The organism is Sinomonas terricola, assembly GCF_034931225.1.
Classification (GTDB): domain Bacteria; phylum Actinomycetota; class Actinomycetes; order Actinomycetales; family Micrococcaceae; genus Sinomonas; species Sinomonas terricola.
In genome coordinates, this window is the sequence record NZ_JAYGGQ010000011.1 from 158833 (window position 1) to 184917 (window position 26085).

Sequence of the window (26085 nt, forward strand, 5' to 3'; positions counted from 1 at the left end):
ATCCAGCGTCACGTCCCCGTCAGCTCGGTACAATGCCGCCAACCGAGACATATTGAAGGAGCCCTGCGTGGGAGACTCTCCGAACGGCACAGCCAGCGTGAGCGGGAACGCCACCGCCAACGGCGAGGCCGTCGATCGCGATTTCTGGATTGCCCGGATCGGCGCCACGATCCGGGAGCAGCGCGTCGGCCGGTACACGGTCGAGGAGCTCGCGGAGCGCGCGGGGGTGAGCGCCGGCCTCATCAGCCAGATCGAGCGCGGGATCGGGAATCCCTCCTTCGCGACGCTCCTCAGGCTCGCGAGCTCGCTCGACCTCCCGCTCGCGAGCATGTTCAACGAGCCGCCCGGGGGCCGTCACAACATGCTCGTGCGCCGCGCAGACCGTCGCCGCATCGAGATTCCGTCCCAGGGCGTCGTCATGGAGCTCATCGTCCCGGACACGGAGCGCAAGCTTGGGGTTGTGAGCATGACGATCCCGGCGCATTTCGACGGCGCGAATTCGTCGGATTCGCACGAGGGCGAGGAGTGCGTGATCGTCCAGTCCGGCTCGCTCGTCGCGACCGTGGGAGGCCAAGAGTTCCACCTCGAGGCCGGGGACAGCCTCACGTATGATTCGTCGCTCCCGCACTGGTGGCACAACCGGACCGATTCGGCCGCCGTCATGATCGCGATCTCCACGCCGCCGTCGCTCGGCCGGGCGCACTGATGGCGCGCCCCGGCCCGAGCTCTCCCGGGTCGGCAGGCGCCCCTGGTCCGCGCGTCCGCCTCGGGATGCTCGTCCCGTCGTCGAACTCGAACGCGGAGACGCTCACGGCCGCGCTTCTCGCGCACCGCCCCGACGTCGGCGTACATTACAGCCGCTTCCGGCTCCCTCCCGAGCTCGGGGATGCGATCGACGCCGCGGTTCTCGGCGACGCGCCGAGCCTGCTTGCAGATGCCGAGCTCGACGCCGTCGCCTTCCACGGCACTTCGGGCAGCTGGGTAGGGCTCGACGGCGATCGGAACCTGAGCGCGTCCCTCGCCGCCGCGACGGGTGCGCCGGCGACGACGGCGTCCCTCGCCGTCGTCGATGCCCTCGCCGCACTTGGGGCGACCCGCATCGCCGTCGTCTTTCCCGGTCCCGCGCCGATCGCCGACCTCATCGCGCAGGAGTATGCGCGCTCGGGCCTCGAGGTCGTCGCGACGTCGACGCCCGAGACGGTCCTCTCGAACCCGGAGATCGCACGCCTGCCCGCCGAGGACATCGCAACCCTCATGCGACCCGCGTTTGTGCCCGACGCCGAGGCGGTCGTGTGCATCGGGACGAACCTGCGCGCGGGCTACCTCGTGCCGGAGTTCGAGCGGGAGTTCGGCGTGCCCGTCGTCGACAGCGCGGTCGCGACGCTCTGGAAGCTCCTGCGCCTTGCGGGCGCCGCCCAGCCGACGCCTGGGTGGGGGCGGCTCTTCGAGGTTTGACCGAGACCGCCTGCGGTCAGAAAGTGCTGTGGGCGACGGACACGTGCGTCTTTCGGGGGTCGACGAGGATCTTGCTGATGTAGAAGGCCCGGTCGTTGAGCTGCAGCGTCCTGGTGAGGAGAAGCACGGGCTGGGCGGCGGATGCCTCGATGAGTTTTGCGCGGTGGGTGCCTGCCGTTCCCGCAGAGATGTCGGTTACGCCTTTGCTTGGACGCAGGCCGGCGGCGAGGATGGCTCCGAGGATCGTCTGGCCGGGCGGTGGGTCCGCGAGGATGGCGGCGACGGCCGAGAGCTCTTCGGCGAAGGCGTCCGGCGTCGGCAGGTGCTCTTGCACGAGGGCGACGGGGGTCTCGTTGCGGAGGATGACGCTCTCGATGAACCATGACGGATCGGACTCGGCGAGGTGCAGCGCCTCCGCAGCGAACGATGCGGTGGTTTCCTGGAGTGATCGCTCGATGCGTTCGACTCGCACGGTCCCCCCGTCGGCGAGCATCACCTCCGCGGCCTGGACCTTCTCGATCCCGGAACGCGGAAGCTGCTCGCTGACGAACCGTCCGATCCCTTTCCTGGAGCGGATGAGGCCGTCCTCCTCAAGGAAGATCAGGGCTTCGCGGACGACCGTGCGGGACACCCCAAGGAGATCCACGAGCTCCGACTCCGACGGCAGCAGCGACGCAGGGGGCAGGGCGCGGCTGCGGATGGCGTCGCTGATCCGCATGTACGCTGCCACCCGGAGGGGGACTTTGCCATGCGTCGGCAGCGGTCCGCGCAGCGCGCTCTCTACGGTGTTCACGTCCCAAGTCTCTCAGCAGAAGGGGATGGAGCGGTTCTCACAGCGCTGGCCATGATGCGGTCGAGGATCACTGTCGCCGCCGACTCTTGGGCGGCGACGATGACCCGCACGAGAGGATCGCCAGGGGTGTCCACCGGAACTGTCTGCCCGCGGTTCGCTGATTCGAGCACGACGTCAAGTGGGACTTCGCGAATTTGCGTGGGGGTGACTTCGCCGGCCGCGATGGCCGCGGCGAGCGGGTCGTGCAGGGGTGCCCGGCGGATGAAGTCGACGCTTTCGTAGAAGTCGATGTAGCGGTGAAGCATCTGCCCCAGAGCAATGTGGAGGTCCGAGCCGGTGCGGGCGAGGAGGTCGGCGTCGCCGTCGTCGAAGCGATGCTGGAGGGTCACGTCGAGCGGGACGAGGTTGATCCGGAAGCCAGCGCGGAACACGCGGCGGGCGGCTTCGGCGTCGTTGAAGATGTTCGCCTCGGCCGCAGCAGTGATGTTGCCAGGCACCCACACCGCGCCGCCCATGATGGTGAGGGTCGACACGAGGTTCGGCAGCGTGGGGTCCAGTTCGAGGGCTTTGGCCAGATTGGTGAGCGGGCCGATGGCGACGACGTCCAGCTTCCCCGGGTGGGTGCGGGCGAGGCGGACGATCATGTGCGGCGCGGTCTCGGCCACGGGTGCCGCGCCCCCAGACAAGGCGACGTCTCCGACGCCGTTGCTGCCGTGCACGTCCGGGGCCCCTCCTCGGTACGAGCCTGCGATGGGGTCATGCGCGCCGACCGCGACCGGGATCTCGGACCGGTCCGCCAGCGCGAGCAGCGCCGCAGTATTCACCGCCGCTTCCTCGGAGGAGGTGTTTCCCGAGACAGTGCCGATGCCCACAAGGTCGACGGCTGGAGTGTTCAGCAGGTAGGTCAAGGCGAGGGCGTCGTCGATGCCGGTGTCGCAGTCGAGGTAGAGGCTTACGGAGGTCTTCATGCGTGTCCCTTGATCACGAGAGCCTTGGCAGGCATGGAATGGGTGGTCGGACGGAGGATGAGAGCGCTGACAAGGCCTGCGGCGGCGAGCCCGGCTGAGACCCACAGGGCGGCTTGGTACCCTGCCGCGGTGCCGAGATTGACCAGTGGGGCGACCATCGCGATGCCAGTGGATGCGCCCAGGCCGAAGCATGCGCCGTTGATCCCGGGCAGGGACCCGGGTGCGTCCTCGGGTGCGTTGAGCACGGCCAGGCCGTTCGCGGTGGACTGGAACTGTCCCAAGTAGAACAGCCCCATCGCGATCAGGACCCCGAAGGCGATCCTCGCGTCGAGGGCGAAGACCGCCAGGGCTGCGGAAAGCAGCACAATAGCGCGGTGGAGACTCGCAGGGAGACGACCCATCCCATCTTCTGCGCGAGCCATCCTGCGACGGTCGCTGCGATCACCCCCGCAAAGGCGGTGGGGGTCAGGTACAGAAGACCCGAGATGCTGGCATCGAGCCCGTATCCGACCTTATGGTCCTGGCTCAGCAGGATGATGGTGAAGTTGGTCGAAGAGAAGACGCCCGCCAGGGTCAGGAACGTGCTCATCAGGACGGGCCAGACCTTGCGGGAGCGCAGTGCGGGGACGGGGATGAGGGGCTGGCGGGTCTTGCGCTCGACGGCGACGAATGCCACCGCGCTCCCGACGGCGCCCGCGAGCCAGAGGAGGCTGGCGGCGTCGGAAAGGCCGTTGCTGGAGAGGGCGCCGATCAACTGCGTGAGGGACACCAGGAACACGGCCAGCAGCGCGGCGCCGACCCAGTCCATGCGGCGGGCGGCTGAGCGCCGGTGCCAGGGCACAGCGAAGATCACGCTGACCGTGGCCAAAATGCTGACGCCCAGGATGATCAGGAACACCGCTCGCCAGCCGAACGCGTCGGTCACGGACCCGCCGATGTAGCCGTCGAGGCCACCGAGGCCGCCGTTGACGGCGGTGACTATGCCGACCGCGATGCCGAACTGCTTGGCTGTGAGCTCTTCGGCGAGCACCAGGAACGCGATCGTGAACGACCCTGACGCCGAGCCCTGCAGGATCCGGCCAGCCAGCAGCACGGGAAGCGAGGGCGCGATCAGGGTCAGGCCCGTGCCGACCAGAAGCATCCCCAGCGTGATGAAGAGGGCCGGGCGCCGTCCGATCGTGTCCGACCATCGGGAGATGACCATGCCGAGCACTGAGCCTGACAGGAAGAACAGCGACTGCACTTGCGACACTGCGTTGGCGTCGACCAGCAGGTCGCGCGAGATTGCCGGGAGTGCCGGGGATAGCAGGCTCGCATTGAGCTGGAATGCGAGCACGGTGAGCATCAGGGCACCCACCAGGATCACCACCCGCGCGCCACGAAGCGTGGGGGCCTCCTGGACGGCGGCGGTTTGGTCAGTCGTGGACATTGGAGAACTCCTTCGGTCACAGTCCGTGAAGACATAGTACTTACTCGTATTACGGGTGCATAGTACGAGCCTGTGTTATGTTTGACCGCATGAATGAGAATGATCGTCGGCTCCTCCGCCGAGCCGTCCAGGTGTCCAAGGACGCCAAGGCCCACGGGAATCACCCATTCGGGGCGGTGCTAGCCAACGCCGCAGGCGACGTGGTCCTCGAAGCAGAGAACACCGTGACCACGAGCGGGGACTGCACCGGCCACGCCGAGACCAACCTGGTCCGCCTGGCCTCGACGACGATCCCCCGGTCCGAGCTGCTCAGCCACACGCTCTACACGAGCTGTGAACCCTGTGCGATGTGCTCTGGCGCGATCTACTGGGTCGGGATCGGCCGCGTCGTCTATGCGCTGGCTGAAACCGGGCTCCTCGCGCTGACCGGCTCGCACCCCGACAATCCGACGCTGGCCCACCCCTGCCGTCTCGTCTTCGCAGGCGGCCAGCGCGAGACCGAGGTCTCGGGGCCACATCTGGAGGAGGAAGCCGCGGATCCCCACCGCGGGTTCTGGGACTAGACAGTCAGCGGGGGCGCATCGAGTCTGCGGGAGGCAATGGAGGCTCGCTACAGGCCGAGCCACGCCTCAATGATCTCGCGCCGCGTCGCGATCCACGCCCCCCGACTGATCGCGTGCTCGAGGAAGCGGTCGAGCGCGCCCGCGTACGCCGGGCGCCCGATGATCCGCGGATGCAGCCCGACGCTCATGACCGAGGGGCCGCCCCGAGGGTCGTCGAGCTGCAGGTCGAGGCAGCCGATGAGATGCTCGGCGAAGGCCTGGCCCGTGGGGAACTGGCTCATGAGCCCTGCGTCGTTCGTGTCTCCAGAGTAGGGAAGCACGGGCAGGCGCGCAGCGTCGGCGCCCCAGTGTGGAAGATCGTCGTTGAAGCTGTTCGACTCGTACGCGAACCCCTCCTCGACGAGCAGTCTGCGGGTGTGGGGGTTGAGCCCATCCTTCGAGTACCAGCTCGTCGGCCGGTCTCCCGTGGAGGCGGCGATCGAGTCCCGTGAGGCGACGATGAGCTCCCGCTCCGCCTCGGGGGTCAGGCCCGCGTGGGCGTCCCAGCCGTAGCCGTGGTCGGCGATCTCGTAGCCGCGTTCCGCGAGGGCCGCCGCGATGGCCGGGTTGGACTCGAGGGCGAGGGCGCAGCAGAACGCCGTGGCCTTGACCCCGTGCCGGTCGAGGATGCGCAGGACGCGCCAGATTCCCGCGCGGGCTCCGTAGTCGATGGCGGTCTCCTGGCCGGGGGCGGAGCTCCGCTCCGCACCTTCCTCGATGTTGAGCACGAGCGAGACGGCGACGCGGGAGCCACCCGGCCACGTGACCGCGGGCGGGTGCTCGCCGTAGCCGGTGAGGTCGCGGGAGTAGGCTCCGTCGGGCACCGTGGGCGTCCTCTCCGTCGAGGCTCAGGGGGGATTCCGAGAGCCGCTCGACCCGGTTATAGTGAAGCAACTTCGATATTATGAAATTAGTGTACAGGGAGGGCGATGTCCACGCTCATTCGCGGGGGAACCCTCGTCACCGGCACAGGAGGCGTGATCGAGGCAGGCGCGCTCGTCCTCGCCGACGGCAGGATCGACGCCGTCCTCGACCGCTGGGATCCGACGCTCGGCTTCGACGGCGAGGTCATCGACGCGACCGGGCTCCTCGTGATGCCGGGGCTCATCAACTGCCACACCCACGGCGTGACCCCCGGTCCGCTCTTTCCGAGCGCAGCACCCGCGCTTCCCGACGAGGAATGGCTCGGCCACCTCGACCGGCACCTCCTCGCGGGCACCACGACGGTCCTGAGCCTGTGCGGCTTCGCGACCATGGACCACGTCCGGGAGGCGGACCGCCGTCACCCCGTCCACGTCCGCGGCGCCACGACGCACCTTCCCTCGGCGCTCGCGGCCGCGCAGCGCGCCGACGGCGGCGGGCTGAGCGGGCGCGAGGCGCAGCTCAGCGTCGAGAAGATGCTCGACGACGGGGCCGTCGCCGTCGGCGAGCTCGGCGGCGGCCAGACGCTTGGAGGCGGCGGCCAAGATCTCGTGTATCTTCCGGCGGCGATCGGGCGCCGCACAGGCGTTCGCATCTCGCAGACGGAGGCACGGCGGCTCAAAGAGGCCGTGCTCGGGCGCTTCCTGGATGCTGCCACCGTCGACGTCGACGAACTCACCGCGGCGGCCGACGACGCCGGGCTCGCGGGCCGCCTCACGCCAGGCGAGCTCGCGGCCCTCGTCGCGGATACCGTCATGCCGTCCATCGCCCCCGCGCTCGAGGGCATCCGCGAGGGCGTGCGGGCGGCCGCTCGCCTCGGCGTGCCCGCCGTCGTCCATAGCGCCTCGGCGACCGCACGGGTGCTCCGGGAGCTCATGGAGGATCCAGCGACCGCCGGCGCGACGGTCATCGCGGGCCACGCCAACCACCCGTCCCACGCCTCCCGCGAGGCGCTTGAGCTCGCGAGGCTCGGCCGCGAACACGGCTGGCTCGCCGAAGTGTCTGTCTTCGACCTCCTCCACAGGCGGCACACGGTACAGACGCGAGAGCACTGGGACGCGCTCCTCGCCGAACCCGACCTCGTGCAGGTCCTCGGCACGGACTACGGCCACGGCGGCCGGCACGACGAGCTCATCGCCGCCGTCCAAGACATCACCGCCCGTGGCCACCGCACCCTCGGCGAGGCCGTCGCGATGGCGACGAGCGCCGTCGCCCGCGCCATCCCCGGCCTCGCCCCGCAGCGCGGCGAGCTGCGAGCCGGGTTCGCGGCCGACGTCGTCCTCGCGGACGCCCGCGACTTCCGGGAGGTGCGCGACGTCTTCGTGGACGGCGAGCGCGTCGTCCACGACGGTGCGCTCACGGCGGGAGCCCGCCGATGACCGCGCCCGCGGGAACGCCTCGCGAGCCCGTGCCCCGCGAGGCGGTGCCGCGGGAGCCTCTGGACGCGGCGCAGCGCCGCGTCCTCGAGCGGCTCGTCGGCGCGGACGTCGCGCGGCAGGACGAGGCCGCGGTCGCGGAGGCCTACGCGGACTTCCGCGACGCGATGGACGCGCTGCGCCGCGAATTCGGAGGGCAGCGATGAGCGAGCCGTGGGAGCTGGGGGGCGCGGAGGCGGCCCGGATGATCCGCGAGGGCGCGCTTTCCGCCGTCGAACTCCTCGACTCGGTGCTGGGCCGCGTCGTCGCAACGGAAGGCTTCGCGCGCGCGTGGGCCCATGTCGACGCCGACGGCGCGCGGGCCGCGGCGCGCACGGCCGACCGGATCGTGCGCCGGGGCGGCGGGGGGCCGCTCGTGGGCGTTCCGCTCGGCGTCAAGGACGTCATCGACGTGCGGGGCCTGCCGGCCGAGGGCGGGTCCGCCGCGCTGCGGGGACGCATCGCGATGCGGGACGCCGGCGCGGTCCGGCGGCTCCGCGACAACGGCGCCGTGATCCTCGGAAAGCTCCGGACCCACGAATTCGCCTTCGGGCAGGGCACGCCGCCCACACGGAACCCGTGGGATCCGGGTCGCTACGCGGGCGGCTCGAGCGTGGGCTCGGGCGTCGCCGTCGCGGTGGGGAGCGTTCCCGCGGCGCTCGGCACAGACACGGGCGGGTCGGTGCGGAACCCGGCCTCGGTCAACGGCCTTGTGGGGCTCAAGCCGACGTCCGGCCTCGTTCCGGGCTCGGGGGTGCTCACTGTGAGCCACACGCTCGACCACATCGGGCCCATCGCGCGCAGCGCCGAGGACTGCGCGCTCGTGCTGCGGGGATTGGCTTCTCCCGCGGCCGCCGCTGCGGCGCCGCGGACGACGACGACGGCGCGCCTCGCCGTCGACCGTGGCCTATGGGCGCCGTGGGGGGTCGCTCCTGATGTGCGGGATATCGTCGACGCCGCGATCGGGGAGCTTGCGCGGCTCGGTTTCGAGATCGTCGACGTGAGCCTCCCCGAGCTCGACCTCGCGCTCCCGGCAAGCCTCGCCATCTCGCTTTCGGAGGCCTCGCATCACCACCGCGAGCGGCTGCGCACGTCGGCGGACCGCTATCTTCCGCAGACCCGCACGATGATCGAGACCGGCGCCCTCGTGACCTCCGCCGACCTCCGTCTCGCGCACGACGTTCGGACGCACCTCCGCACCGCGCTTGCGGCGTTCTTCGAGCGCACCGGCGTGGACGCGCTGCTTTCGCCCACCCTGCCGGTCGCTGCGCCGCGCCTCGAGTCGATGGCCCATGAGCTCACGGGCGACGCCGACGGCGAGTCGCTCTCCTCCGCGCTGCGCATGCTCTCGGCCGCGAATCTCACAGGCTTGCCAGCCGTGAGCGTGCCGTGCGGGCTCGCGGGCGGGCTGCCCGTCGGCCTGCATCTCCTGGGCCCCATGTTCTCGGACTACGCCCTTCTCGAAATCGCCGAGGCCTACGAACGGGCCTCGCCGTGGCAGGCGATGGTGCCGCTACGGGAGCTGCCGCGCCTCCCCGTATCGGCCCGCTGACGTCCCGCCGTCACCTTCGCAGGGTGCGGCGCGGCCAGGTCTCACCCGGCGCCGCGCCTCAGCTCGCGACGGCGTGGACCCGCACGGGCGCCATGACCGGCTTCGCGTAGCAGACCGAGCCGTCGACCTCCTGATACGGCCCGAAGTTCGGGACGAGCCGGTAGCCGGCGGCCTCGTAGAACATGCGTCCGTCCGGCTGCGCCGAGCCGGCTTCGGCCATCACGAGCGTGATCCCCGCATCGTGGGCCTCGGCCTCGAGGGCCAGGAGAATCGAGCTCGCGACCCCGGACCCCCGCGCGTAGGGGAGCACGTAGACCCGCTTGACCTCCGCCGTCGTCCGATCCAGCCAGCGCAAGCCGCCGCAGCCGAGCGGCTGCCCCGTCGCGCGCTCATAGGCGATGAGGAAGACGGCCATGTCCGCCGCAGTGGGCGGCTCGCCGGCCTCATGCTCGCTGTGGCCGTAGCGCGCGTCGAGCTCGGCCTGCTGGGCTGTACGGAGGTCTCGGCCCACGGGGTTGGACCATGACGTTCGACGGATGGTCAGCTTCGGATGGGTCTGCATGCCGCCTCCTGGATCGACTGGATCGAAGGGTATGCAACTAAACGGTAGGCATGACCCGTTTCCGTGCCGTTACGGGGGTGTGAGTTCTGCGGGAATTCGCCATTTCGGCTGCTCGCCCACGAAGGAACACCATGGTTGCGATAGTGTTGGCGCGGCCCACCGATCCAAGGAGCCCCGGTGATCTCACCCCTCCTCATCGTCGTCGCCGCCCTGCTCTCAGCAGGGGCGGTAGCCATCGCCGCGCGGTTGTCGCGTTGGTCCGCGACCTCTCTCGCGGCGGGAGCTGGCGGCACGTTCGTCGCCGTGGCAGCTTGGCGGCTGATCGCGAATCTCTTCGCGCTGAACGACGACTTCATGCCAGCCGTCAGCGTCGCAGACGTCGGCTGCCTCATCGCGGGCGCCCTTCCGCCGGCCCTCGTCGTCAGTAAACAGTGGGCCAGCAGAAGCCTCGTGATAGCCACCGGGGCGCTCGTCGCGTTCGTCGTGAACGTCGTCATCCTCTGATGGCCAACGGCACGGGCGGTCACAGCGCCGAGTCCGAGACCACGCCGGGGGAGGACGTCCCGTTCCGCAAGTTCCTCCTCTACTTCCTGCGCCTGGGCACGATCGGCTTCGGCGGTCCCATCGCGACCGTCGGGTACATGCAGCGCGACCTCGTCGAACAGCGCGAGTGGATCGACCGGCAGGACTTCCTCGACGGCGTTGCCCTGGGCCAGGCGATGCCGGGGCCCCTTGCCGCGCAGGTGGCCATGTGGATCGGCTACCTCCGGCGCGGGCCATGGGGTGCCATCGCGGTTGCGGCGGCGTTCATCGGCCCCTCGTTCCTCATGGTCGTCGTCGCCGGCGCCCTGCACGCCGCCTACGCGGGAACCGGCATCGTCCAGGCCCTCTTCTATGGGATCGCCCCCGCGGTCATGGCCATCATCCTCATTGCCGCCTACAAGCTCCTCAGGCTCACGGATCGCCGTGACTGGCGGCTCTGGGCGATCAGCACCGTCGTCTTCTCGGTCACGGCTCTCACGGGCTCCGAGCCCATTCCGCTCATCCTCGGCGCTGGCCTCGTCATCCTGTTCTTCGACGCCCCGCCTCCATGGCCCAGGCGCAAGAAGAGGCGGCCGGGCGGCGAGCCGCCCTTTCCGCCCGCCCGCGGGCACGCGCTCCTGCCCGCGCTCGCGGCGCCGTTCGCGGCCGCCGGGGCGGGGGGCGCCGCGACGCTCGTGCCGCTCGGCCTGTTTTTTCTCCAGACTGGCGCCCTTGTCTTCGGGTCCGGGCTCGCGATCGTGCCGCTCCTGCGCGACGGCGTCGTCGCCCAGCACCACTGGCTCGACCAGTCGCAGTTCCTCGACGCCGTCGCGATGGGCCTCATCACCCCCGGTCCTGTCGTGATCACGGCGGGATTCATCGGCTATCTCACCGCCGGGCTTCCCGGCGCGATCGTGGCCACGGTGGGAATCTTCACCCCGATCTATCTCGCCGTCGTCCTCCTCGGGAGATGGTTCATCCGGCACCGGGAGAATCGACGCGTCAAGGCCTTCGTTGCCGGCGCGACCGCGGCTGCCGCCGGCGCGCTCGCCGGCGCCGTCGTCGTCCTCACGCGGCAGGCCGTCGAGGATTGGGCGACCGCCGCCATTGGCCTCGTCACGCTAGGCCTCCTGTGGCGGTTCAAGGTGGGCGAGCCCTGGATCGTCCTTGCGGCGGGAATCCTCGGCCTCGTCCTCCACCTTCCGCGGTGAGCGTTTCGCAAGCGCTTGCGAAATAGCGCTGAACCCGACTACGCTCTTCTTGTGTCAGTTTCCGTCGTGAGTGTTGCCGAGCGTGCTGGCGTCTCGGTTTCCACGGTGTCGCGCGCGCTGCGCGGGATTCCGGGAATCGCCGAAAGCACCCGCAAGCGCGTGCAAGATGCGGCCGAGGAACTCGGCTACGTCGCCTCTCCGAGCGCATCGCGTCTCGCGACCGGACGCACTCGGACCATCGCCGTCGTTGTCCCGCTGCTCTCGAAGTGGTTCTTCGCGGAAGTCATCGCGGCCGCGGGCCGCGTGCTGAGCCGTGAGGGCTACGACGTCCTGCTGACGGAGCTGTCCACGCCCGCGCTCCGCGCCGAGTTCTTCGCGAGCCCGCGTCTCCACGGGCGCTCGGACGGCGCCCTCGTCGTCGCCCTCCAGCTCGCACCCGAGGAGTTCGCGGCGCTTGAGGCGCAGGGGCAGGCCGTCGCGCTTGTAGGCTCGGAGCGCACGGGTGCGTCCTCCGTGCAGGTCGAGGACAGGGCCGGGGGCCTCGCCGCGACCCGCCACCTCGTCAACCTCGGCCACGAGCGCATCGCGTTCATCGGCATCCAGGAGCTCCCGGGCTCGCCCCTCGGGGGCGTGCCCCCGGCCGAGCGGCTGCTCGGCTACCGCGACGCGCTCGCAGGGGCCGGGCTGCCTCCGGATCCGGAGCTTGAGCTCGGCGTCGAGAACACGGTCGACGACGGCGTTGCGGCCATGGCGTCCCTTCTCACCAGGGCGGATCCACCGACGGCGGTCGTCGCGGCGTCGGACGAGCTCGCCTTCGGCGCCCTCTCGACCCTGCGTGGCGCGGGCCTCGACGTTCCGCGCGACGTCTCGATCGTCGGCTACGACAACCACGAACTCGCACGCGCCGTCGGCCTCACGACAATCGACCACGGAGTCGCGGACCAGGGCCGCCTCGCCGCCGAGGCTCTCGTCGCGACGCTCGCGGGGCAGCCCGCCGCCGTCGGGCGCCTCGAACCACGCCTCGTCGTGCGCGGCACGACGGCACCGCCGCGCCGGCTCCGCGCCGGCAGCTCCTGACTACCCGTCCCCCCCTTCCGCGAAAGGAACCCCATGGAATACCGCAAGCTCGGCAACTCCGGCATGTACGTGAGCGAGATCGCGTATGGCAACTGGGTCACGCACGGCGAGCAGATCGACCAGGCCGCAGCGACCTCGTGCGTCCGCGCGGCCCTCGACCTCGGCATCACGACGTTCGACACCGCAGACGCCTACGCGGGGACGCGGGCCGAGACGGCCCTCGGCGAGGCTCTCGACGGCGTGCGACGCGAGAGCGTCGAGATCTTCACGAAGGTCTACTTCCCCACCGGCGAGGGGAAGAACGACCGCGGCCTCTCCCGCAAGCACATCATGGAGTCGATCAACGGCTCGCTCCGCCGCCTGCGCACGGACTACGTGGACCTCTACCAGGCCCACCGCTACGACTACGAGACGCCGCTCGAGGAGACGATGCAGGCGTTCGCGGACATCGTGCACTCCGGCAAGGCCCACTACATCGGCGTCTCCGAGTGGACCCCGGACGAGATCCGCGCGGGCGTTGCGCTCGCGAAGGAGCTCGGCATCCAGCTCGTCTCGAACCAGCCGCAGTACAACATGCTGTGGCGCGTGATCGAGCCCGAGGTGGTGCCGCTGAGCGAGGAGCTTGGCCTGGGCCAGATCGTGTGGTCGCCCATTGCGCAGGGCGTGCTGACCGGCAAGTATGCACCGGGCGCTGCGGCTCCGGCGTCGTCCCGCTTCTCCACGCCGGAGGGGGCGGTGAAGGCCGACCACCGGTACCTTCAGCCCGCCGTCCTCGAGGCCGTCCAGGGCCTGCGACCGCTCGCGGACGAGGCTGGCCTCTCGATGGCGGCGTTCGCCGTCGCGTGGGTCCTGCAGAATCCGAACATCTCCGCCGCGATCGTGGGCGCCTCGCGGCCCGAGCAGCTCAAGGACAACGCGACGGCGTCCGGAGTCGTCCTCGACCCGGCGCTCCTCGCCCGCGTCGACGAGGTGCTCGGCGGCGTCGTCGAGCGCGACCCCGCGAAGGTCGAATCCTTCCTCAAGCGCCCCTGACCGCTCATCGACTGCTCCGCAACTGTCGTTCTCAGGTCTCATAACGACAGTTGCGGAGCAATGGATCGGTGCCGGCGCGCTACTCCTTGCAGAGGCAGAACGGGTGGCCCGCCGGGTCGAGGAACACGCGGAAGGTCGTGCCCGGCTGGAATTCCGCCTTGCGCGCGCCGATCGCCAGGACGGCCGTCTCGGCTTCGTCGAGGTCATCCACGACGACGTCGAGGTGCATCTGCTGAGGGGCGTCCTGGGTGGGCCACTCGGGCGCCCGAAAGTCCTCAACCTTCTGGAAGGAGATGCAGTCCCCGTAGTCGGCGCGGAGGTCGGCCCAGTCAGAGGAGGCCTCCAGCTTCCAGTCGAGGAGGGACGCGTAGAACGCCCCGAGCTCGGCGGGATCGGGGCAGTCGATGACGACGGTGGGGAATCGAGCGATGGCCATGGGGCCAATCTAAGCCCGCCTGCGGACAGGACGCGTCCGCAGGCCGTCCCGATCATCCGCGCAGGAGGACTACGTGTGCGGCGCAGGCACAGCCCGCGAAGACAGGGGCCTTTCCGCCGGTCCGTGGATGACCGAGCCGTCGAGGGCGAACCGCGACCCGTGGCACGGGCAGTCCCACGTTCTGGCGCTCGCGTTGAACTCGACCGTGCAGCCCAAGTGCGTGCACGCGGCCGTGAGGGCTCGGAGCGAACCGTCGTCCTCGCGGTAGACGGCGGTCGGCTTGCCGTCGTCATCGACCACGGTCCCCTGCCCGGGCCGCAGGTCCTCGGGCGCCGTGCTTTCGGCCGCCTCGGCTTCGGCGGACGACGGCGGGGCGAGCTTCGCGTGCACGGTCCGGGTGCTGTCGAAGACCCCGGCCCCCGGGCTGTCAGCGCCCGTGATGAGGTCTGCCACGACAAGCGCCCCGGCGGTGCCGTTCGTGAGCCCCCACTTCCGCAGGCCCGTGACAACGTAGACGTGCCGGGAGTCCGGGGACATCGGTCCCGCAAACGGCAGCCCGTCCGCGGGCATCGCGTCCTGGGTCGACCAGCGGTACGTCGGCGCGTCGGCCCCGAGGCGGTCGCGCGCGAACGCGCCGAGCCGCTCGAAGCGCTCGGCGGAACCCGTCTCGCCTCCGACGCGGTGCCCCTCTCCTCCCACGAGCGCGTACTGCACTCTGTCGGCGCGCACGCCGAGCATCGAGCGCATGGGCTCCTCGACGCTGATGAACGTCGATCCTTCGGGAAAGTCGCGGACCGGGCTCGCGACGATGTACGAGCGGTGCAAGTACAGGCGTTCGTCGAAGCGCCCGCCGTCCTCGATCGGGACGTTCGTCGCGAGGACGACGTCGAGCGCGCGGACGGTCCCGCCGTCGGACGCGACCTCCGCCGGCGAGCCGTCCCGGACCGCGCCGACGCGCGTCCGCTCGAAGACGAAGCTGCCATCGCCGTCGACCGCTCGGGCCATCCCCTGGACGTAGGCCACCGCGTTGAGCTGGGCCTGGCCATCGAAGCGGACGGCGCCGGTCGTCGCGTAGGGCAAGGGCACGTCCGTGGTGAAGCTCGCGGGAAGCCCCAGTGAGGCAGCGAGCTCTGCCTCGGCCATGACCGCTTCCCGGCCCTCGGCGGTCTCCGCGTACGTGTAGTTGGCCACGCGCCGGAAGCCGCACGCGATGCGCTCCTCCGCGGCCGTCCGCGCGATGTGCTCGATCGCGGCCTGGTTGGCCCGGCCGTACGCGCGGGCGGTCTCGAGGCCGTGGTCCGCCGCGAGCGACGTGTACGCGAGCCGATGGAGCGAGGTCACCTTGCCTGTCGTGTTCCCCGTGACGCCGGTGGCGACGCGCGCGGCCTCGAGGACGGCCACGGTGAGCCCCCTGCGCTTGAGGGCGAGGGCCGCGGTCAGGCCCGCGATGCCGCCGCCGACGATGACGGTGTCGACGGCGAGATCGCCCTCGAGCCGGGGGTAGGCCGTCTCGTGGGCCGTGGCGAGCCAGAGCGAGCCTGCGCTGGGTTCGGGTGTTCGCTGCACTGCGGCCTCCCGCTCGTCTTATGCCCCAGCTGCCGGGGGCAAATGCAAAACTGAGATACGCTATTTTAGAGATGTCTGCCGCGGTTGGCCAACGCTTCCGCATCCGTTTTCAGCGCAAAGGAGCCCATCATGGGACAGAGCCAGCCGCATCGGTCGCCGGAAGCGCAGATCCGCACGCGCGTTCACCTGCCGCTCAGGTTCGCCGACGGCTACACGGCGAACGCCGCCGTCTTCACGTTCCGGCACCTCGCGGACCGGAAGGAGCACCTCCTGCTGGGCCTCGGGGACTGGGCCGGCGCCGTCGAACGTTCGACGGCGGGAGGCGAGCCGCCCCTTGTGCGCCCACACAGCGAGTGCCTCACCGGAGACGTCCTCGGTTCCCAGCGCTGCGACTGCGGGCCGCAGCTGCGCGAGGCGGTCGAGCGGATCTCCGAGGCGGGCGGTTTCCTCCTCTACCTGCGGCAGGAGGGGCGCGGCATCGGCCTCTACGCGAAGCTCGATGCCTACGCGCTCCAAGACGACGGCCTCGACACCTACGCGGCCAACGTTGCCCTCGGCCACGGCGAGGACGAGCGTGATTACCGCGCGGCCGCCCAGATGCTGCGCTCCGTCGGAGTTGGCCGGGTTCGGCTCCTCAGCAACAACCCCGACAAGGCCCGCCAGCTCCACGCCTACGGCATCGAGGTGACCGAGCGCGTGCCCACCGCGGTTCATCTCTCGTCCGCGAACGCGCGCTATCTGGCCGCGAAGCGCGACCACACGGCGCACACGATCGACCTGCTCTCCCCATCGACTGTCCCCATCGGCTCCCCGGGCTCGTTCCTCGCTCAGGGGCACCTCGCCGATGTGGGCCCCGCATAACCGCGTTTTGAGGCGTCAAAACGGCGGTCGCGGACCAGTCGCTTCCCGCTAGCCGCGCGACGCCGCGATCGCCTCTTCGAGCGCCCCGAGCACGAGCGTCACGGCCGCCGGGCTCGCGTTCGGCCCCATGAGGCCGATCCGCCACACTGTGCTCGCGAACTCCCCGACGCCCGCGCCGATCTCGATGCCGAAGCGCTCGAGCAGGTGCCGGCGCACGCGCGCGGAGGTCACGCCGTCGGGCACTTTCACGGTCGTGAGGCTCGGCAGGCGGTGGCCTTCCGCGGCGAAGAGCTCGAGTCCCATGGCCTCGAGCCCGTCCCGCAGCGCGGCCCCGGCCGCCTCGTGACGGGCCCACACGTTCTCGAGGCCCTCGGCAAGGATGCGGTCGAGCCCGGCCTCGAGCCCCGCGACCATCGTCACGGGCGCGGTGTGGTGGTACGTCCGCGTGTGGCCCTCGGCCGCGCCGACGTATCCGCCGAGCAGCCCGATGTCGAAGTACCACGAGCGCGGATCCTGGACCCGCCGCTCGAACGCACGATCCGACACCGTGAACGGCGAGAGTCCCGGCGGCACGCCGAGGCACTTCTGCGTGCCCGCGTAGCCGATGTCGATGCCCCAGTCGTCGGCGCGGAGCTCGAGGCCGCCGATCGACGTGACGGCGTCGACGAGCAGAAGTGCGTCCCCCTTGCCGGCGCCGAGGGCGGCGATGTCGGAACGCACGCCCGTCGACGTCTCCGCGTGGACGGCAGCGATGACCTTCGGGTGCGGATGGGCACTCAGGACGCGGTCGACGTCGACCGGCTGGCCCCACGCGTGGTCGACGCGGACCACCTCGGCGCCGCAGCGCCGCGCGATCTCGCACATGCGGTCGCCGAACATCCCGTTGACCGCGATGACGGCCACGTCGCCGTCGGACACCATGTTGACGAGCGCGGCCTCCATGCCGCCCGATCCGGTCGCGCTCACGGGCCATGTGCGCGCGTTCGCGGTGCCCCACACGCGCCGGAGGCCCGCCGAGACGCGGTCGAGGCGGTCGATGAACGCCGGGTCGAGGTGGCCGATCACGGGATGCGAGAGCGCGGCCATGACCTCGGGGTACGCGTTCCCGGGGCCGGGGCCGAAGAGGTAGCGGAACGGCAGGATCTCAGGCACGGCTTCACTGTCTCACACGGTCGGTCAACCGAAGGCGACGTACCACTTGCCGCCGATCCGGGTACAAGCGGTCGCAGAGAGGATGGTGGTGCTATTCGTGCTGTTGGCGACGGCCTGCGCGTAGTAGGACTCGAATGCGGCCGCGGTGGGCGGCATCCCGCGGGCCGGATCGGAATTCGCGACGCAGGGGGTAGACGGGGCGCAGAGGGACCCGGTGACGGGAACGAGCGCTTGGCTGCCGGAGACCACAGCCGTGCCGACTGTCACGTGACCCGTCGCCGCACCCTGACCGCTCGTTCCTGCGAGACAGAGCGTCTGGGCGGCGGGTTCCACGTAGGAGCACACCGACGCCCAATCGCCGGCAAGCTCAGCCTCGAAGAATCCGTCGACGGCGTCCTCCGGAGTGGCGTAGCCAGGCGTGGCTGATGGGGATGGAGGGGCGAGCGGCGGTGCAGTGGGGGTGCTCGGCGCCGGGCGGGGTGAGGAGGGCGCGGCGATGGCGGACATGATCATGCCCACCGTGCTCGGGCAGTTCTTCGCTTCGCTGTGGATCCACAGCGAGCCCGGCATGCCGTAGGTGAGGTTGTTGTACTCGATATCGGCCGGGTTGGCGTAGGAGGGGCCGTTGCTGCAGACGGAGTCGACGCCGGGTGTTGGGGCGCAGGACGAACTCGTCGTGTCTTCGGACGCGAGGCAGTGGGGGTCGAGGATGAGCTGGGAGAGGATGCCGTTGTGGGGCGGGGAGCCCGGGACGGCGTCGCCCACATCGTAGAGCGGATCGCCGTACGTCCCGGATGCTGTGAAGCGGTGGTCCGCAGAGTCGAGATTCAGGATGGCCGCATCCCCGACATCGGACGCGCTGTCCTCCCACAGCGAGACGTAGGCGTTGGCGGTGGCGGATCCGACGCCGAGGGAACCGCACAGGCCCAGTTGGCAGAGCGGGCCCGCGCGGCTCACTCCATTGAGCGGGCTGTCCAACGAGAAGACGTCCGCGACCGCGGACGGCGGGCGGTACCGGGCCCACCATTGCTCGGCGATCAGGCCTCCATTGGAGTGTCCGATCACGACGATGGGCACTGCGGGGAAGATGGCGTTGATGCTTGCCACCTCCGCCTCGAGTTTGGCAGGCCCCGCGGACCGAGGGTCGCTGTTCGCCACGTCATCGATTCCGTAGGCCGTGTACGTGAATTTGGGATGAGCGGGCGAGCCGTTCATGGTCGCTCCCGTATAGGAGAACGGCAGGACGTAGCCGCCTGCGTGCGCGAGCGAATCGATGAGGTCGTTGGGGTAGGACGCCGTGGCCGCGTCCTGCCACGTGCACGGCGCATAGATGCCCACCGGGCAGTCCCAGTTCAGCCATTCGTCGGCCAGGCTCTGGAGAATGGGCTGGGGATTGTCAGGCGGCGACTTTCCGTCCGGCGAGGTGCAGTAGCTCTGGGCCGTGGGGTCGAACGAGCCGGTGGGGGTGCCCACCGAATTGGTCTCCACGGACGAATTGATGCCCTGCAGCAGGATGGCGATGAAATGCGGGTGCGCGCCAATGGGCGCACAGGCGCTGATCGTGGCCGCAGCCGAAGGGGGCGTGTCGCCGCCCGCCTGAGTTGGGCAGCCTGTCAGGCCGAGGGAAAGAGCGATTGCACCGCCCGCGGTAGCCAGAGCATGCACAGCGCGTCTCATTGCCCTGGCCCCTAGTTCAGCGCGACGGCGCAGGCCGGATCCGAGACGTCGCAGCCGACGGTCCTTTCGGCGAACACCTTGAGGTCTTTGAGCGGGGCGCCTTCAGGGATCGGCTGTCCAGACGCGCCACCGAGCCCGAACGGAAGGATCGTGAGCGTGGCGGTGGCGCCCGGGGCGAGCTGGGGCAGGTTCGAGTCGTCGCTCGCGGGGCTGAAGCCGCCTACCTGACCGCTGAGGGTGCAGTAGCCAGTGGGGACGTTGGCGCCGGTGCAGAACATGGAGTGGTTCACGTCCGTGTCAGGGATGCCGAAGGCCGCGAGATCCCCTTTCGGGATGCCGAACGGGAACGTCGTGTCCAGCTGAGGCAGGGGCCCGGTGCCGGGGAAGAGGAACGGCTCTTGGCGGCCCGAGTTGTTGACGATGGCTAGGGTTGCTGCGATCAGAACCTTCCCCGGCGGGGCGTCGAGGGTGGTCCCTCCGCTCCCGGTGCCGTCGTCGGTGGTGAACGACGTCGTGGTACGCATGGCGACAAGAGAAACTTGGAATCTATAGCCGTCTGCGGCGGTGATCTCCACGGTCGGGCCGAGTGCCGTGGGCGACGGCGTGGAGCCTGGCTTTGTGGATGCCGTGCCGGGCGGCGCGGGCGACGATGCCGCGCCAGGCGTCGAGGACGAGCAGCCGGCCAGCATGAGAACCGTCATCAGACCCGCTGCGAGGACTCCGCGGGCACGACCGAGTGAACAGAACACCTTCTCCTCCGGACACTTCTAGAACACCCCGCCACCGGTCATGGTAGATCGCCTCGACGTGACAGGACAGGGTACGAACAGACCGCGACCTCGTCGTTGCCCGTGCTCGGGCCGAAGAGAGCTCGTTGTGGCGTCTACGTTTGTCCCCTGCGCTCGGCTTTAATGTGCTCATGCTGGGGCATGGGGCGCGTCGTGCGCTGATCGTCGAGGACAGTGCCGACGTTGCGATACTGCTGAGCGCCGTGCTGTCCGGCGAGGGGTTCGTCACCGAAGGCGCGGCCAGCGGGCATCGTGCCCTCGAAGCGGCGCGCGAGCTTAAGCCGGACCTCATCACGCTCGACTTGGGCCTTCCCGACATCGACGGCCTCGAAGTCTGCCGGGCGCTGAGGCTCTTCACGGACGCGTACATCCTCGTGATCTCCGGAAGCGCGGACGAGGCGACGCGCCTCGCGAGCCTCGAGGCCGGCGCGGACGGCTTTCTCGGCAAGCCGGTCAACCCCCGCGAGCTCAAGGCGAGGGCCGAGGCCATGCTGCGGCGCCCGCGGGCCGAGCCGGTTCCCGCGACCGAGCTCGAGACGGCCGCGCGCGTGCAGCGCGGCCTCCTCCCGCAGCGCAGCCCCGTCCTCGAGGGCTATGACGTGGCGGGGGCGTGCCGCCCGAGCCGCTCCGTGGGCGGAGACTTCTTCGACTGGCAGTCCGACGGGCACGTCATGGACGTGACGCTCGCCGATGCCATGGGCAAGGGGATGGGGGCCGCGCTCATCGCCGCCACGGCCCGCGCAGTGCTCCGGGCGGGCATCGGCGAACCCCCCGTGGCCCTCGTCGGGCATGCGGCCGCGGCCCTCGAGCCCGATCTCGAGCGGATCTCCTCGTTCATCACGCTCCTGTACCTCCAGCTGGACGGGGCCACCGGCGCCGTCGACTACGTCGATGCGGGGCACGGCCTCGGCATGCTGGTCCATCCGGGCGGCGGATGGGAACGGCTCGTCACGGGAGGTCCGCCGCTCGGGCTCGTGCCCGAGTCGACGTGGAGCGGCGCGACGTTGAGCATGGAGCCGGGAAGCACGGTCGTGGTGATGAGCGATGGCGTGCTGGACTCGTTCGGCGGCCTCGAGGAGGCGCTCAGCGCCGTGGCCTCCGTCGTGCAGGGTGCGGGGGGCGCGCAGGACGCCGTCGACCGCCTTCTTGACCTCGCGCGCGAGGCGGAGGACGACGTGACGGCGGTCGTCTTCAGCCGATGCGCGTGAGGCCCGTGGGCCGCGCTCGCCGGCCGCAGCTGGGATCAGAGGGAGGGGCGCCATGATCGGCGCGGAGCAGTACCCGAAGGCCAGAACAAGCGGCCTGCTGTGGGGAATCGTCGCGGGCGCGCTCATGCTCGCGCTCGTCGTGGGGGTCGTGGCCGCTGACCCGGGGTCGGACTCGAGCCAGACGGTCGGCGACTTCGGCATCCTCGCGGCAGCCCTCGCGGGCACCGCGAGCTGCGCCCGGGCCGCCGCGAGGCGCGGGCCCGAGGCACGGGCTTGGCTCTGGATCGGCCTGGGCGCCTTGATCTGGTCGGCGGGTCAGGCCATCTGGACCGGCTACGGGCTCGCCACCGACCACAACTACCCGTTCCCGTCCCTCGCCGACGCCGGCTTCGTGGGCTATTCGGTGCCCGCTGTCATTGGTCTGCTCACCTTTCCGCGCACCAAGGCCACGCGGGTCGGGCTCGCGAGAACCGTGCTGGACGCGGCCGTGATCGCTGCGGCCGTGCTCTTCGTCAGCTGGTCCGTCGTCCTGGGGCCTCTCGTCGGAGCTGAAAGCCATGACGTGCTCAGCCGGCTCACGGGACTGGCCTACCCCGTCGTCGACGTCACGGTGACGTCCTTCGTGCTCGTGCTCACCATGCGTCAGACGCCGGGGCATCGGCTGCCGTGGCTCTGCCTGGCGGCCGGACTCATCATCCTGACGGTCACCGACAGCACCTATGTGCGGCTGACGTTCGACGGCGCCACGGACACCACGGGCACGATCCTCGCCGGAGGCTGGATGGCCGCCTTCCTGCTCATGGCGCTGGCTGCCGCAGTTCCCCCTCGGCGCCGCCCCAAGAAGGACCGAGCGGTCTATGCGCTGGCCTTCGAACTCCTGCCCTATGTGCCGGTCCTGGGGGCGATCGTCCTCTCGTCGTCGAGCCTCGCCGCTGGGAACGAAGCCTTCCTGCTCGGCACCGGGATCGTGCTGCTCGCCCTCGTCGTCGCCCGCCAGGTGCTCATCGTCTTCGAGAACGTGACGCTCACGCGCGGGCTCGAGGCCAAGGTTGCGCAGCGCACCGCAGAGCTCGAGGGGCTGGCGGCAATTGTGAATTCCTCGTCGGAGGCGATCGTCGGCAAGACCACCGACGGCGCGATCACGAGCTGGAATCCCGGCGCCGAGCATGTTTACGGCTACGCCGCGGCGGAAGCCCTCGGACGAGATCATGCGTTCCTCATCCCGGAGCATCGGCGGGCCTTCGAGGAGGAGAACTTCGAGGCCATCCGGGCGGGGGGCGTGACCCGTAGCTACGAGACCGAACGACGGCGCCGCGACGGCACGCTCGTCCCCGTGTCCATCACGGCGTTCCCCGTGCGCGGAGACCACGGCATCCACGGGATCGCCACGATCGCCCAGGACATCACAGAGCGGCGGCGCACGGAGGCCGAACTGCTCGCCGCGAGGGAGGCGGCGCTCGAATCCAGCCGCCTGAAGTCGGAGTTCATGGCCACGATGAGCCACGAGATCCGGACTCCCATGAACGGCGTGATCGGGCTCACGAGCCTCTTGCTCCAGACGCCGCTCGATGAGGCCCAGAGGCAATACGCCGAAGGGGTCAAGACGGCCGGGGAGGCCCTGCTTGCTCTCATCAATGACATCCTGGACTTCTCGAAGCTCGAGGCCGGCAAGGTCGAGCTCGAGCTCATGCCGTTCGACCCCCGCGCGCTCCTCGAGGAAGTCGCCGGGCTCTTCGCGGAGCAGGCGCAGGGCAAGGGCCTCGAGCTCATCGCCCACTGCCGGCCCACCGTTCCTGCGCGCGTGCTCGGCGATTCGCGGGCGCTCCGCCAGATCCTCCTGAACCTCGTCTCGAACGCCGTGAAGTTCACGGGCCACGGCGAAGTCGCCCTTGTCGCGAAGCTCCAGGACGAGACCCCGGAGGGCGCGCGGCTGCGCTTCGAGGTACGGGACACCGGAATCGGCATCGCCCCGGAACAGCAGGAACTCATCTTCGACGCCTTCGCGCAGGCCGATGCCTCGACCACCCGGCAGTACGGCGGAACCGGGCTTGGGCTCGCCATCTGCCGCCGCCTCACGGAGGCCTTGGGCGGCGAGATCGGGCTCATGAGCCAGCCGGGAGCGGGATCGGTCTTCTGGATCTCGGTCCCGGTCTCCGTCGTCGCGGGGGACGACGCGCCCGAACCGATCCTCGCGCCGTTCCACGCGGGCCTCCGCGCCCTCGTCGTCGACGACAACGCAACGAACCGACTCGTGCTCGGGCGCCAGCTCGCCGCGTGGGGCATGGAGCCAGAGTCGGCGGAGGACGCCGCGGGGGCCCTCGAGCTCTTGGGCGCGGCAGCCGCGGAGGGCCTGCCCTTCGAGCTCGCCGTCCTTGACTTCTGCATGCCCGGGACGAGCGGCCTCGACCTCGCCCGGTCCATCCAGGCCGATGCCGCGATCGCCTCGACCCCGGTCATCATCCTGACCTCGGCGGGGCACGCCGATCGCGACGAATTCGAACGCGCCGGCGTTCGGGAATGGCTCAGCAAGCCCGTGCGCAGCTCCGAGCTCTTCGACCGCGTGAGCCGCCTCCTCGCACCCTCCGCCGCGGCCGCCGACCCGGCGCCCGCGGCGACGGCGCCGTCGCGAGGATCCGCGCGGGGGCGAATTCTCGTCGTCGAGGACAACGAGGTCAACCAGCTGGTCGCGAAGAGCATGGCCGAGAAGCTCGGCTATGACGTGGATCTGGCCGGCGACGGCGCCCAAGCGGTCGAGGCTGCCGGACGGGTCGAGTACGCCGCGGTGCTCATGGACTGCCACATGCCCGTGATGGACGGCTTCGATGCGACTCGAGCCATCCGCGCACTGGGCGGCTCCGGAGCGGCGCTGCCGATCATCGCGATGACCGCGGGTGCCTCGGAAGAGGACAGGGAGCGATGCCTCGCGGCGGGCATGGACGACTACCTGTCCAAGCCCGTCGACCTCGCACGGCTCGAGGCCGCGCTCGACCGTTGGGCGGGCCACGCGCAGCCCGCTGTGCAGCGTCCCGCCGATCCGATTCGGGAGTCCGCGGTCGACGGCGATCGGCTCGACATGCTGCGCTCGCTCGGCTCCGGCGTGCTCGAGGCCACGGTCGAGGCCTTCGAACGGGAGGCCGGCGCGGGATTGGAGAGCCTCCGGCGCGCGAGTTCGGCCGGCGGGGGCAGCGACCTCCACAGGGCCGCGCACAAGCTGAAGGGCTCGGCCGGGAACATCGGGGCTACGCGCGCCGCCGAGCTCTGCCGCGAGCTCGAGGAGCTCGGGCGCCAAGGCGGCACGCCCGCACCCGATCAGCTCGACGAGCTCGAGGCCGAGCTTGCGCTAGTCAGCGAATCGCTCCGCCGCGCCGTGCTGTCGGAGCGCTAATCAGGCCCTGGCGAGCTCGACGGCGGTGGGCTGGCAGATCTGCCGGCCCACCGCCGTCGCGCGCTCCCCAGACGCCGCTAGACCGCCGCGGCGTCGAGCTCGACGGCGTCCTCCTCGCGCATGCTCACGCGGAGCGGCCTGCGGAAGCCGCGCGTGACGACGAGCAGGCTCACGACGCCGATGCCAAGCCAGACCGCGCCGTACAGGAGCGCGTCGAGGTGGAGGTTGGCCCATAGCACGCCCGTGAGGGCCGTGCCGATGAGCGGGAGGACGACGTTCGTGAGGACCTCCTTCGGCGTCCGCACCTCCTTGCGGCGCAGCGCGAAGAACACGATGACCGTGACATTCACGAACGTGAACGCGATGAGCGCCCCGAAGTTGATCATCGACGAGATGAATTCGAGCGTGAAGGGAATCGCGAGCAGGGACACGGCGCCCACGAAGACGACCGCGAGGGACGGCGTGCGGAACTTCGGGTGGACGTAGGAGAAGAAGCGCGAGACCGGGCCCGAGCCGTTGCGGCCCATGACGTAGATCATGCGGGAGACCGACGCGTGCGAGGACAGGCTCGACGCGACCGTCGCGGCGAACGCCGCCGACGTGAACAGGATCTTGAAGAACTCGCCGCCGACCTTGAGCGCCATCTCGGGCAGGGTGTCGTCGGTGTTGTCGAAGCCGTCGAGCGTCGGGAACACCGACTGGCCAAACCACGCGGCGACGAAGAAGATCGCGCCGCCGATGAGGAGGGCCAGGACGATCGCCTTGGGGACGGTCTTCGTGTCCTTGGCCTCCTCGGTGTACATCGTGATCGCGTCGAAGCCGATGAAGGAGAAGCACACCACGGTCGCACCGCTGATGACCGCGCCGAAATCCACGCCGTCGTGGACGAGCGGGGCCGAGCTGAAGACCGAGCCGTTCCCGGCGCCGTTCGCGAGGGCGTTCCACGCGAGCACGATGAACACGCCGATGAGGACGACCTCGAACACGACGAGGATCCCGTTGACCTTCGACGTCGAGTTCATGCTCCACAGGTTCAGGATCGTGATGAGCACGACGTAGGCCACGACCCAGATCCACGACGGGATGTCGGGGAAGAACGACTCCATGTAGATCCGGATGAGCAGCGCGTTCACGAGGGGGAGGAGGAGGTAGTCGAGGAGCGAGGCCCAGCCGACGAGGAAGCCGACGTTGGGGTGGATCGTCTCCGAGGTGTATGTATAGGCCGAACCGGCCGACGGGAAGATGCGGGTCATGCGGCCGTAGCTCACGGCCGTGAAGACCATCGCGACGAGCGCGACGAGGTAGGCGAGCGGGACGACGCCGTTCGTCTCGCCGGAGACGATCCCGAACGTGTCGAAAACCGTGGTCGGGGTCATGTAGCCGAGGCCGAGGCCGACGATGGCCCACAGTCCGAGGGACCGCTTGAGCCCGGCGCCGCTGGGGGGAACGGTGTTCTGAGGCATTGGAAGTATT

General features: G+C 70.1%; 25 protein-coding genes. 13 read left to right on the forward strand and 12 right to left on the reverse strand.

The genetic code is table 11. The features are described 5' to 3' along the window. The first annotated feature begins 67 nt into the window (after positions 1–67). Together SPF06_RS14750 and SPF06_RS14755 are read left to right on the forward strand one after the other, a co-directional pair. Positions 68–706, forward strand: a complete 639-nt coding sequence (locus SPF06_RS14750; RefSeq protein ID WP_323279877.1) for a helix-turn-helix domain-containing protein — start codon at positions 68–70, stop codon at positions 704–706. Continuing rightward, a complete protein-coding gene (locus SPF06_RS14755; RefSeq protein ID WP_323279878.1) occupies positions 706–1455 on the forward strand; it encodes a maleate cis-trans isomerase family protein in 750 nt (249 codons plus the stop codon). The genes SPF06_RS14750 and SPF06_RS14755 overlap by 1 nt, the downstream gene beginning before the upstream one ends. A 16-nt stretch (positions 1456–1471) precedes the next feature. On the opposite strand, the gene SPF06_RS14760 is transcribed toward SPF06_RS14755, so the two are convergent. Genes SPF06_RS14760 through SPF06_RS14775 form a run of 4 tightly spaced genes read right to left on the reverse strand, consistent with a single transcriptional unit; the run spans position 1472 to position 4645 of the window. Further along, a complete protein-coding gene (locus tag SPF06_RS14760) occupies positions 1472–2248 on the reverse strand; it encodes a GntR family transcriptional regulator (RefSeq protein ID WP_323279879.1) in 777 nt (258 codons plus the stop codon). Beyond that, positions 2245–3216, reverse strand: coding sequence for a nucleoside hydrolase (locus SPF06_RS14765; protein ID WP_323279880.1), 972 nt, complete (start codon positions 3214–3216; stop codon positions 2245–2247). The genes SPF06_RS14760 and SPF06_RS14765 overlap by 4 nt, the downstream gene beginning before the upstream one ends. Continuing rightward, positions 3213–3581 (reverse strand): hypothetical protein, encoded by a 369-nt coding sequence (locus SPF06_RS14770; RefSeq protein WP_323279881.1) that lies wholly within the window; start codon positions 3579–3581, stop codon positions 3213–3215. The genes SPF06_RS14765 and SPF06_RS14770 overlap by 4 nt, the downstream gene beginning before the upstream one ends. Beyond that, complete coding sequence (locus SPF06_RS14775) at positions 3518–4645, reverse strand: MFS transporter (protein ID WP_323279882.1); 1128 nt, start codon at positions 4643–4645, stop codon at positions 3518–3520. The genes SPF06_RS14770 and SPF06_RS14775 overlap by 64 nt, the downstream gene beginning before the upstream one ends. 89 nt (positions 4646–4734) lie before the next feature. Here SPF06_RS14775 and SPF06_RS14780 point away from each other — a divergent pair, with 89 nt between their 5' ends. Then, positions 4735–5208 (forward strand): nucleoside deaminase, encoded by a 474-nt coding sequence (locus SPF06_RS14780; RefSeq protein ID WP_323279883.1) that lies wholly within the window; start codon positions 4735–4737, stop codon positions 5206–5208. A gap of 47 nt (positions 5209–5255) precedes the next feature. Here the strand turns inward: SPF06_RS14780 and SPF06_RS14785 are convergent, their stop codons facing one another. Next, on the reverse strand, positions 5256–6071 hold the full coding sequence (locus tag SPF06_RS14785) for a polysaccharide deacetylase family protein (protein WP_323279884.1): 816 nt from the start codon (positions 6069–6071) through the stop codon (positions 5256–5258). Positions 6072–6176: 105 nt separating this feature from the next. Here SPF06_RS14785 and SPF06_RS14790 point away from each other — a divergent pair, with 105 nt between their 5' ends. From SPF06_RS14790 to SPF06_RS14800, 3 genes are read left to right on the forward strand one after another with little or no spacing between them, the layout of a single operon-like run. After that, entirely contained in the window at positions 6177–7547 is a 1371-nt protein-coding gene (locus tag SPF06_RS14790) for an amidohydrolase family protein (protein WP_323279885.1), read from the forward strand. Continuing rightward, the gene (locus tag SPF06_RS14795) at positions 7544–7750 is read left to right on the forward strand and encodes a hypothetical protein (protein WP_323279886.1); all 207 of its coding nucleotides are present in this window, start codon (positions 7544–7546) and stop codon (positions 7748–7750) included. Before SPF06_RS14790 ends, SPF06_RS14795 begins: the two co-directional genes overlap by 4 nt. Continuing rightward, complete coding sequence (locus tag SPF06_RS14800) at positions 7747–9135, forward strand: amidase (protein WP_323279887.1); 1389 nt, start codon at positions 7747–7749, stop codon at positions 9133–9135. Before SPF06_RS14795 ends, SPF06_RS14800 begins: the two co-directional genes overlap by 4 nt. A 58-nt stretch (positions 9136–9193) precedes the next feature. On the opposite strand, the gene SPF06_RS14805 is transcribed toward SPF06_RS14800, so the two are convergent. Beyond that, positions 9194–9697 (reverse strand): GNAT family N-acetyltransferase, encoded by a 504-nt coding sequence (locus SPF06_RS14805; RefSeq protein WP_323279888.1) that lies wholly within the window; start codon positions 9695–9697, stop codon positions 9194–9196. Between the two features lie 177 nt (positions 9698–9874). On the opposite strand from SPF06_RS14805, the gene SPF06_RS14810 reads away from it, so the two are divergent. The 4 genes from SPF06_RS14810 to SPF06_RS14825 are packed head-to-tail and all read left to right on the forward strand — an operon-like array spanning position 9875 to position 13539. Then, positions 9875–10201: a hypothetical protein gene (locus tag SPF06_RS14810; protein ID WP_323279889.1), complete on the forward strand. Its 327-nt coding sequence runs from the start codon at positions 9875–9877 to the stop codon at positions 10199–10201. Then, a complete protein-coding gene (chrA, locus tag SPF06_RS14815) occupies positions 10201–11430 on the forward strand; it encodes a chromate efflux transporter (protein WP_323279890.1) in 1230 nt (409 codons plus the stop codon). Before SPF06_RS14810 ends, chrA begins: the two co-directional genes overlap by 1 nt. A 51-nt stretch (positions 11431–11481) precedes the next feature. Next, positions 11482–12507, forward strand: a complete 1026-nt coding sequence (locus SPF06_RS14820) for a LacI family DNA-binding transcriptional regulator (RefSeq protein ID WP_323279891.1) — start codon at positions 11482–11484, stop codon at positions 12505–12507. Between the two features lie 33 nt (positions 12508–12540). Continuing rightward, on the forward strand, positions 12541–13539 hold the full coding sequence (locus SPF06_RS14825) for an aldo/keto reductase family protein (protein WP_323279892.1): 999 nt from the start codon (positions 12541–12543) through the stop codon (positions 13537–13539). 79 nt (positions 13540–13618) lie between these two features. Here the strand turns inward: SPF06_RS14825 and SPF06_RS14830 are convergent, their stop codons facing one another. Together SPF06_RS14830 and SPF06_RS14835 are read right to left on the reverse strand one after the other, a co-directional pair. Continuing rightward, positions 13619–13975 (reverse strand): VOC family protein, encoded by a 357-nt coding sequence (locus SPF06_RS14830; RefSeq protein ID WP_323279893.1) that lies wholly within the window; start codon positions 13973–13975, stop codon positions 13619–13621. A 69-nt stretch (positions 13976–14044) separates the two neighbouring features. After that, entirely contained in the window at positions 14045–15541 is a 1497-nt protein-coding gene (locus SPF06_RS14835) for an FAD-dependent oxidoreductase (RefSeq protein ID WP_323279894.1), read from the reverse strand. A 129-nt stretch (positions 15542–15670) separates the two neighbouring features. Between SPF06_RS14835 and SPF06_RS14840 the strand changes: the two genes are divergently transcribed. Continuing rightward, entirely contained in the window at positions 15671–16402 is a 732-nt protein-coding gene (locus SPF06_RS14840) for a GTP cyclohydrolase II (protein WP_323279895.1), read from the forward strand. Positions 16403–16450: 48 nt separating this feature from the next. Here SPF06_RS14840 and SPF06_RS14845 read toward each other — a convergent pair whose 3' ends face one another. From SPF06_RS14845 to SPF06_RS14855, 3 genes are all read right to left on the reverse strand, one after another. After that, on the reverse strand, positions 16451–17554 hold the full coding sequence (locus tag SPF06_RS14845) for a pyridoxal-phosphate-dependent aminotransferase family protein (RefSeq protein ID WP_323279896.1): 1104 nt from the start codon (positions 17552–17554) through the stop codon (positions 16451–16453). A 24-nt stretch (positions 17555–17578) separates the two neighbouring features. Next, positions 17579–19042: an esterase/lipase family protein gene (locus SPF06_RS14850; protein WP_323279897.1), complete on the reverse strand. Its 1464-nt coding sequence runs from the start codon at positions 19040–19042 to the stop codon at positions 17579–17581. A 200-nt stretch (positions 19043–19242) separates the two neighbouring features. Next, positions 19243–19755 (reverse strand): hypothetical protein, encoded by a 513-nt coding sequence (locus SPF06_RS14855; protein ID WP_323279898.1) that lies wholly within the window; start codon positions 19753–19755, stop codon positions 19243–19245. A gap of 395 nt (positions 19756–20150) precedes the next feature. Between SPF06_RS14855 and SPF06_RS14860 the strand changes: the two genes are divergently transcribed. Then, a complete protein-coding gene (locus tag SPF06_RS14860) occupies positions 20151–21227 on the forward strand; it encodes a PP2C family protein-serine/threonine phosphatase (protein ID WP_323279899.1) in 1077 nt (358 codons plus the stop codon). A gap of 52 nt (positions 21228–21279) precedes the next feature. Next, complete coding sequence (locus SPF06_RS14865) at positions 21280–24612, forward strand: hybrid sensor histidine kinase/response regulator (protein WP_323279900.1); 3333 nt, start codon at positions 21280–21282, stop codon at positions 24610–24612. A 77-nt stretch (positions 24613–24689) separates the two neighbouring features. Here SPF06_RS14865 and SPF06_RS14870 read toward each other — a convergent pair whose 3' ends face one another. Continuing rightward, positions 24690–26075, reverse strand: coding sequence for an APC family permease (locus SPF06_RS14870; RefSeq protein ID WP_323279901.1), 1386 nt, complete (start codon positions 26073–26075; stop codon positions 24690–24692). Positions 26076–26085 lie beyond the last annotated feature (10 nt).

What these genes read in the sequence shown, in the direction of transcription:
- SPF06_RS14825 (WP_323279892.1), top strand. Translation starts at nt 12,541, where the DNA reads ATGGAATACCGCAAGCTCGGCAACTCCGGCATGTACGTGAGCGAGATC.
- SPF06_RS14775 (WP_323279882.1), bottom strand. Translation starts at nt 4,645, where the DNA reads ATGTCCACGACTGACCAAACCGCCGCCGTCCAGGAGGCCCCCACGCTT.
- SPF06_RS14855 (WP_323279898.1), bottom strand. Translation starts at nt 19,755, where the DNA reads ATGCGTACCACGACGTCGTTCACCACCGACGACGGCACCGGGAGCGGA.
- SPF06_RS14795 (WP_323279886.1), top strand. Translation starts at nt 7,544, where the DNA reads ATGACCGCGCCCGCGGGAACGCCTCGCGAGCCCGTGCCCCGCGAGGCG.
- SPF06_RS14840 (WP_323279895.1), top strand. Translation starts at nt 15,671, where the DNA reads ATGGGACAGAGCCAGCCGCATCGGTCGCCGGAAGCGCAGATCCGCACG.
- SPF06_RS14830 (WP_323279893.1), bottom strand. Translation starts at nt 13,975, where the DNA reads ATGGCCATCGCTCGATTCCCCACCGTCGTCATCGACTGCCCCGATCCC.
- SPF06_RS14870 (WP_323279901.1), bottom strand. Translation starts at nt 26,075, where the DNA reads ATGCCTCAGAACACCGTTCCCCCCAGCGGCGCCGGGCTCAAGCGGTCC.
- SPF06_RS14865 (WP_323279900.1), top strand. Translation starts at nt 21,280, where the DNA reads ATGATCGGCGCGGAGCAGTACCCGAAGGCCAGAACAAGCGGCCTGCTG.
- SPF06_RS14790 (WP_323279885.1), top strand. Translation starts at nt 6,177, where the DNA reads ATGTCCACGCTCATTCGCGGGGGAACCCTCGTCACCGGCACAGGAGGC.
- SPF06_RS14800 (WP_323279887.1), top strand. Translation starts at nt 7,747, where the DNA reads ATGAGCGAGCCGTGGGAGCTGGGGGGCGCGGAGGCGGCCCGGATGATC.
- chrA (WP_323279890.1), top strand. Translation starts at nt 10,201, where the DNA reads ATGGCCAACGGCACGGGCGGTCACAGCGCCGAGTCCGAGACCACGCCG.
- SPF06_RS14765 (WP_323279880.1), bottom strand. Translation starts at nt 3,216, where the DNA reads ATGAAGACCTCCGTAAGCCTCTACCTCGACTGCGACACCGGCATCGAC.
- SPF06_RS14860 (WP_323279899.1), top strand. Translation starts at nt 20,151, where the DNA reads ATGCTGGGGCATGGGGCGCGTCGTGCGCTGATCGTCGAGGACAGTGCC.
- SPF06_RS14805 (WP_323279888.1), bottom strand. Translation starts at nt 9,697, where the DNA reads ATGCAGACCCATCCGAAGCTGACCATCCGTCGAACGTCATGGTCCAAC.
- SPF06_RS14755 (WP_323279878.1), top strand. Translation starts at nt 706, where the DNA reads ATGGCGCGCCCCGGCCCGAGCTCTCCCGGGTCGGCAGGCGCCCCTGGT.
- SPF06_RS14780 (WP_323279883.1), top strand. Translation starts at nt 4,735, where the DNA reads ATGAATGAGAATGATCGTCGGCTCCTCCGCCGAGCCGTCCAGGTGTCC.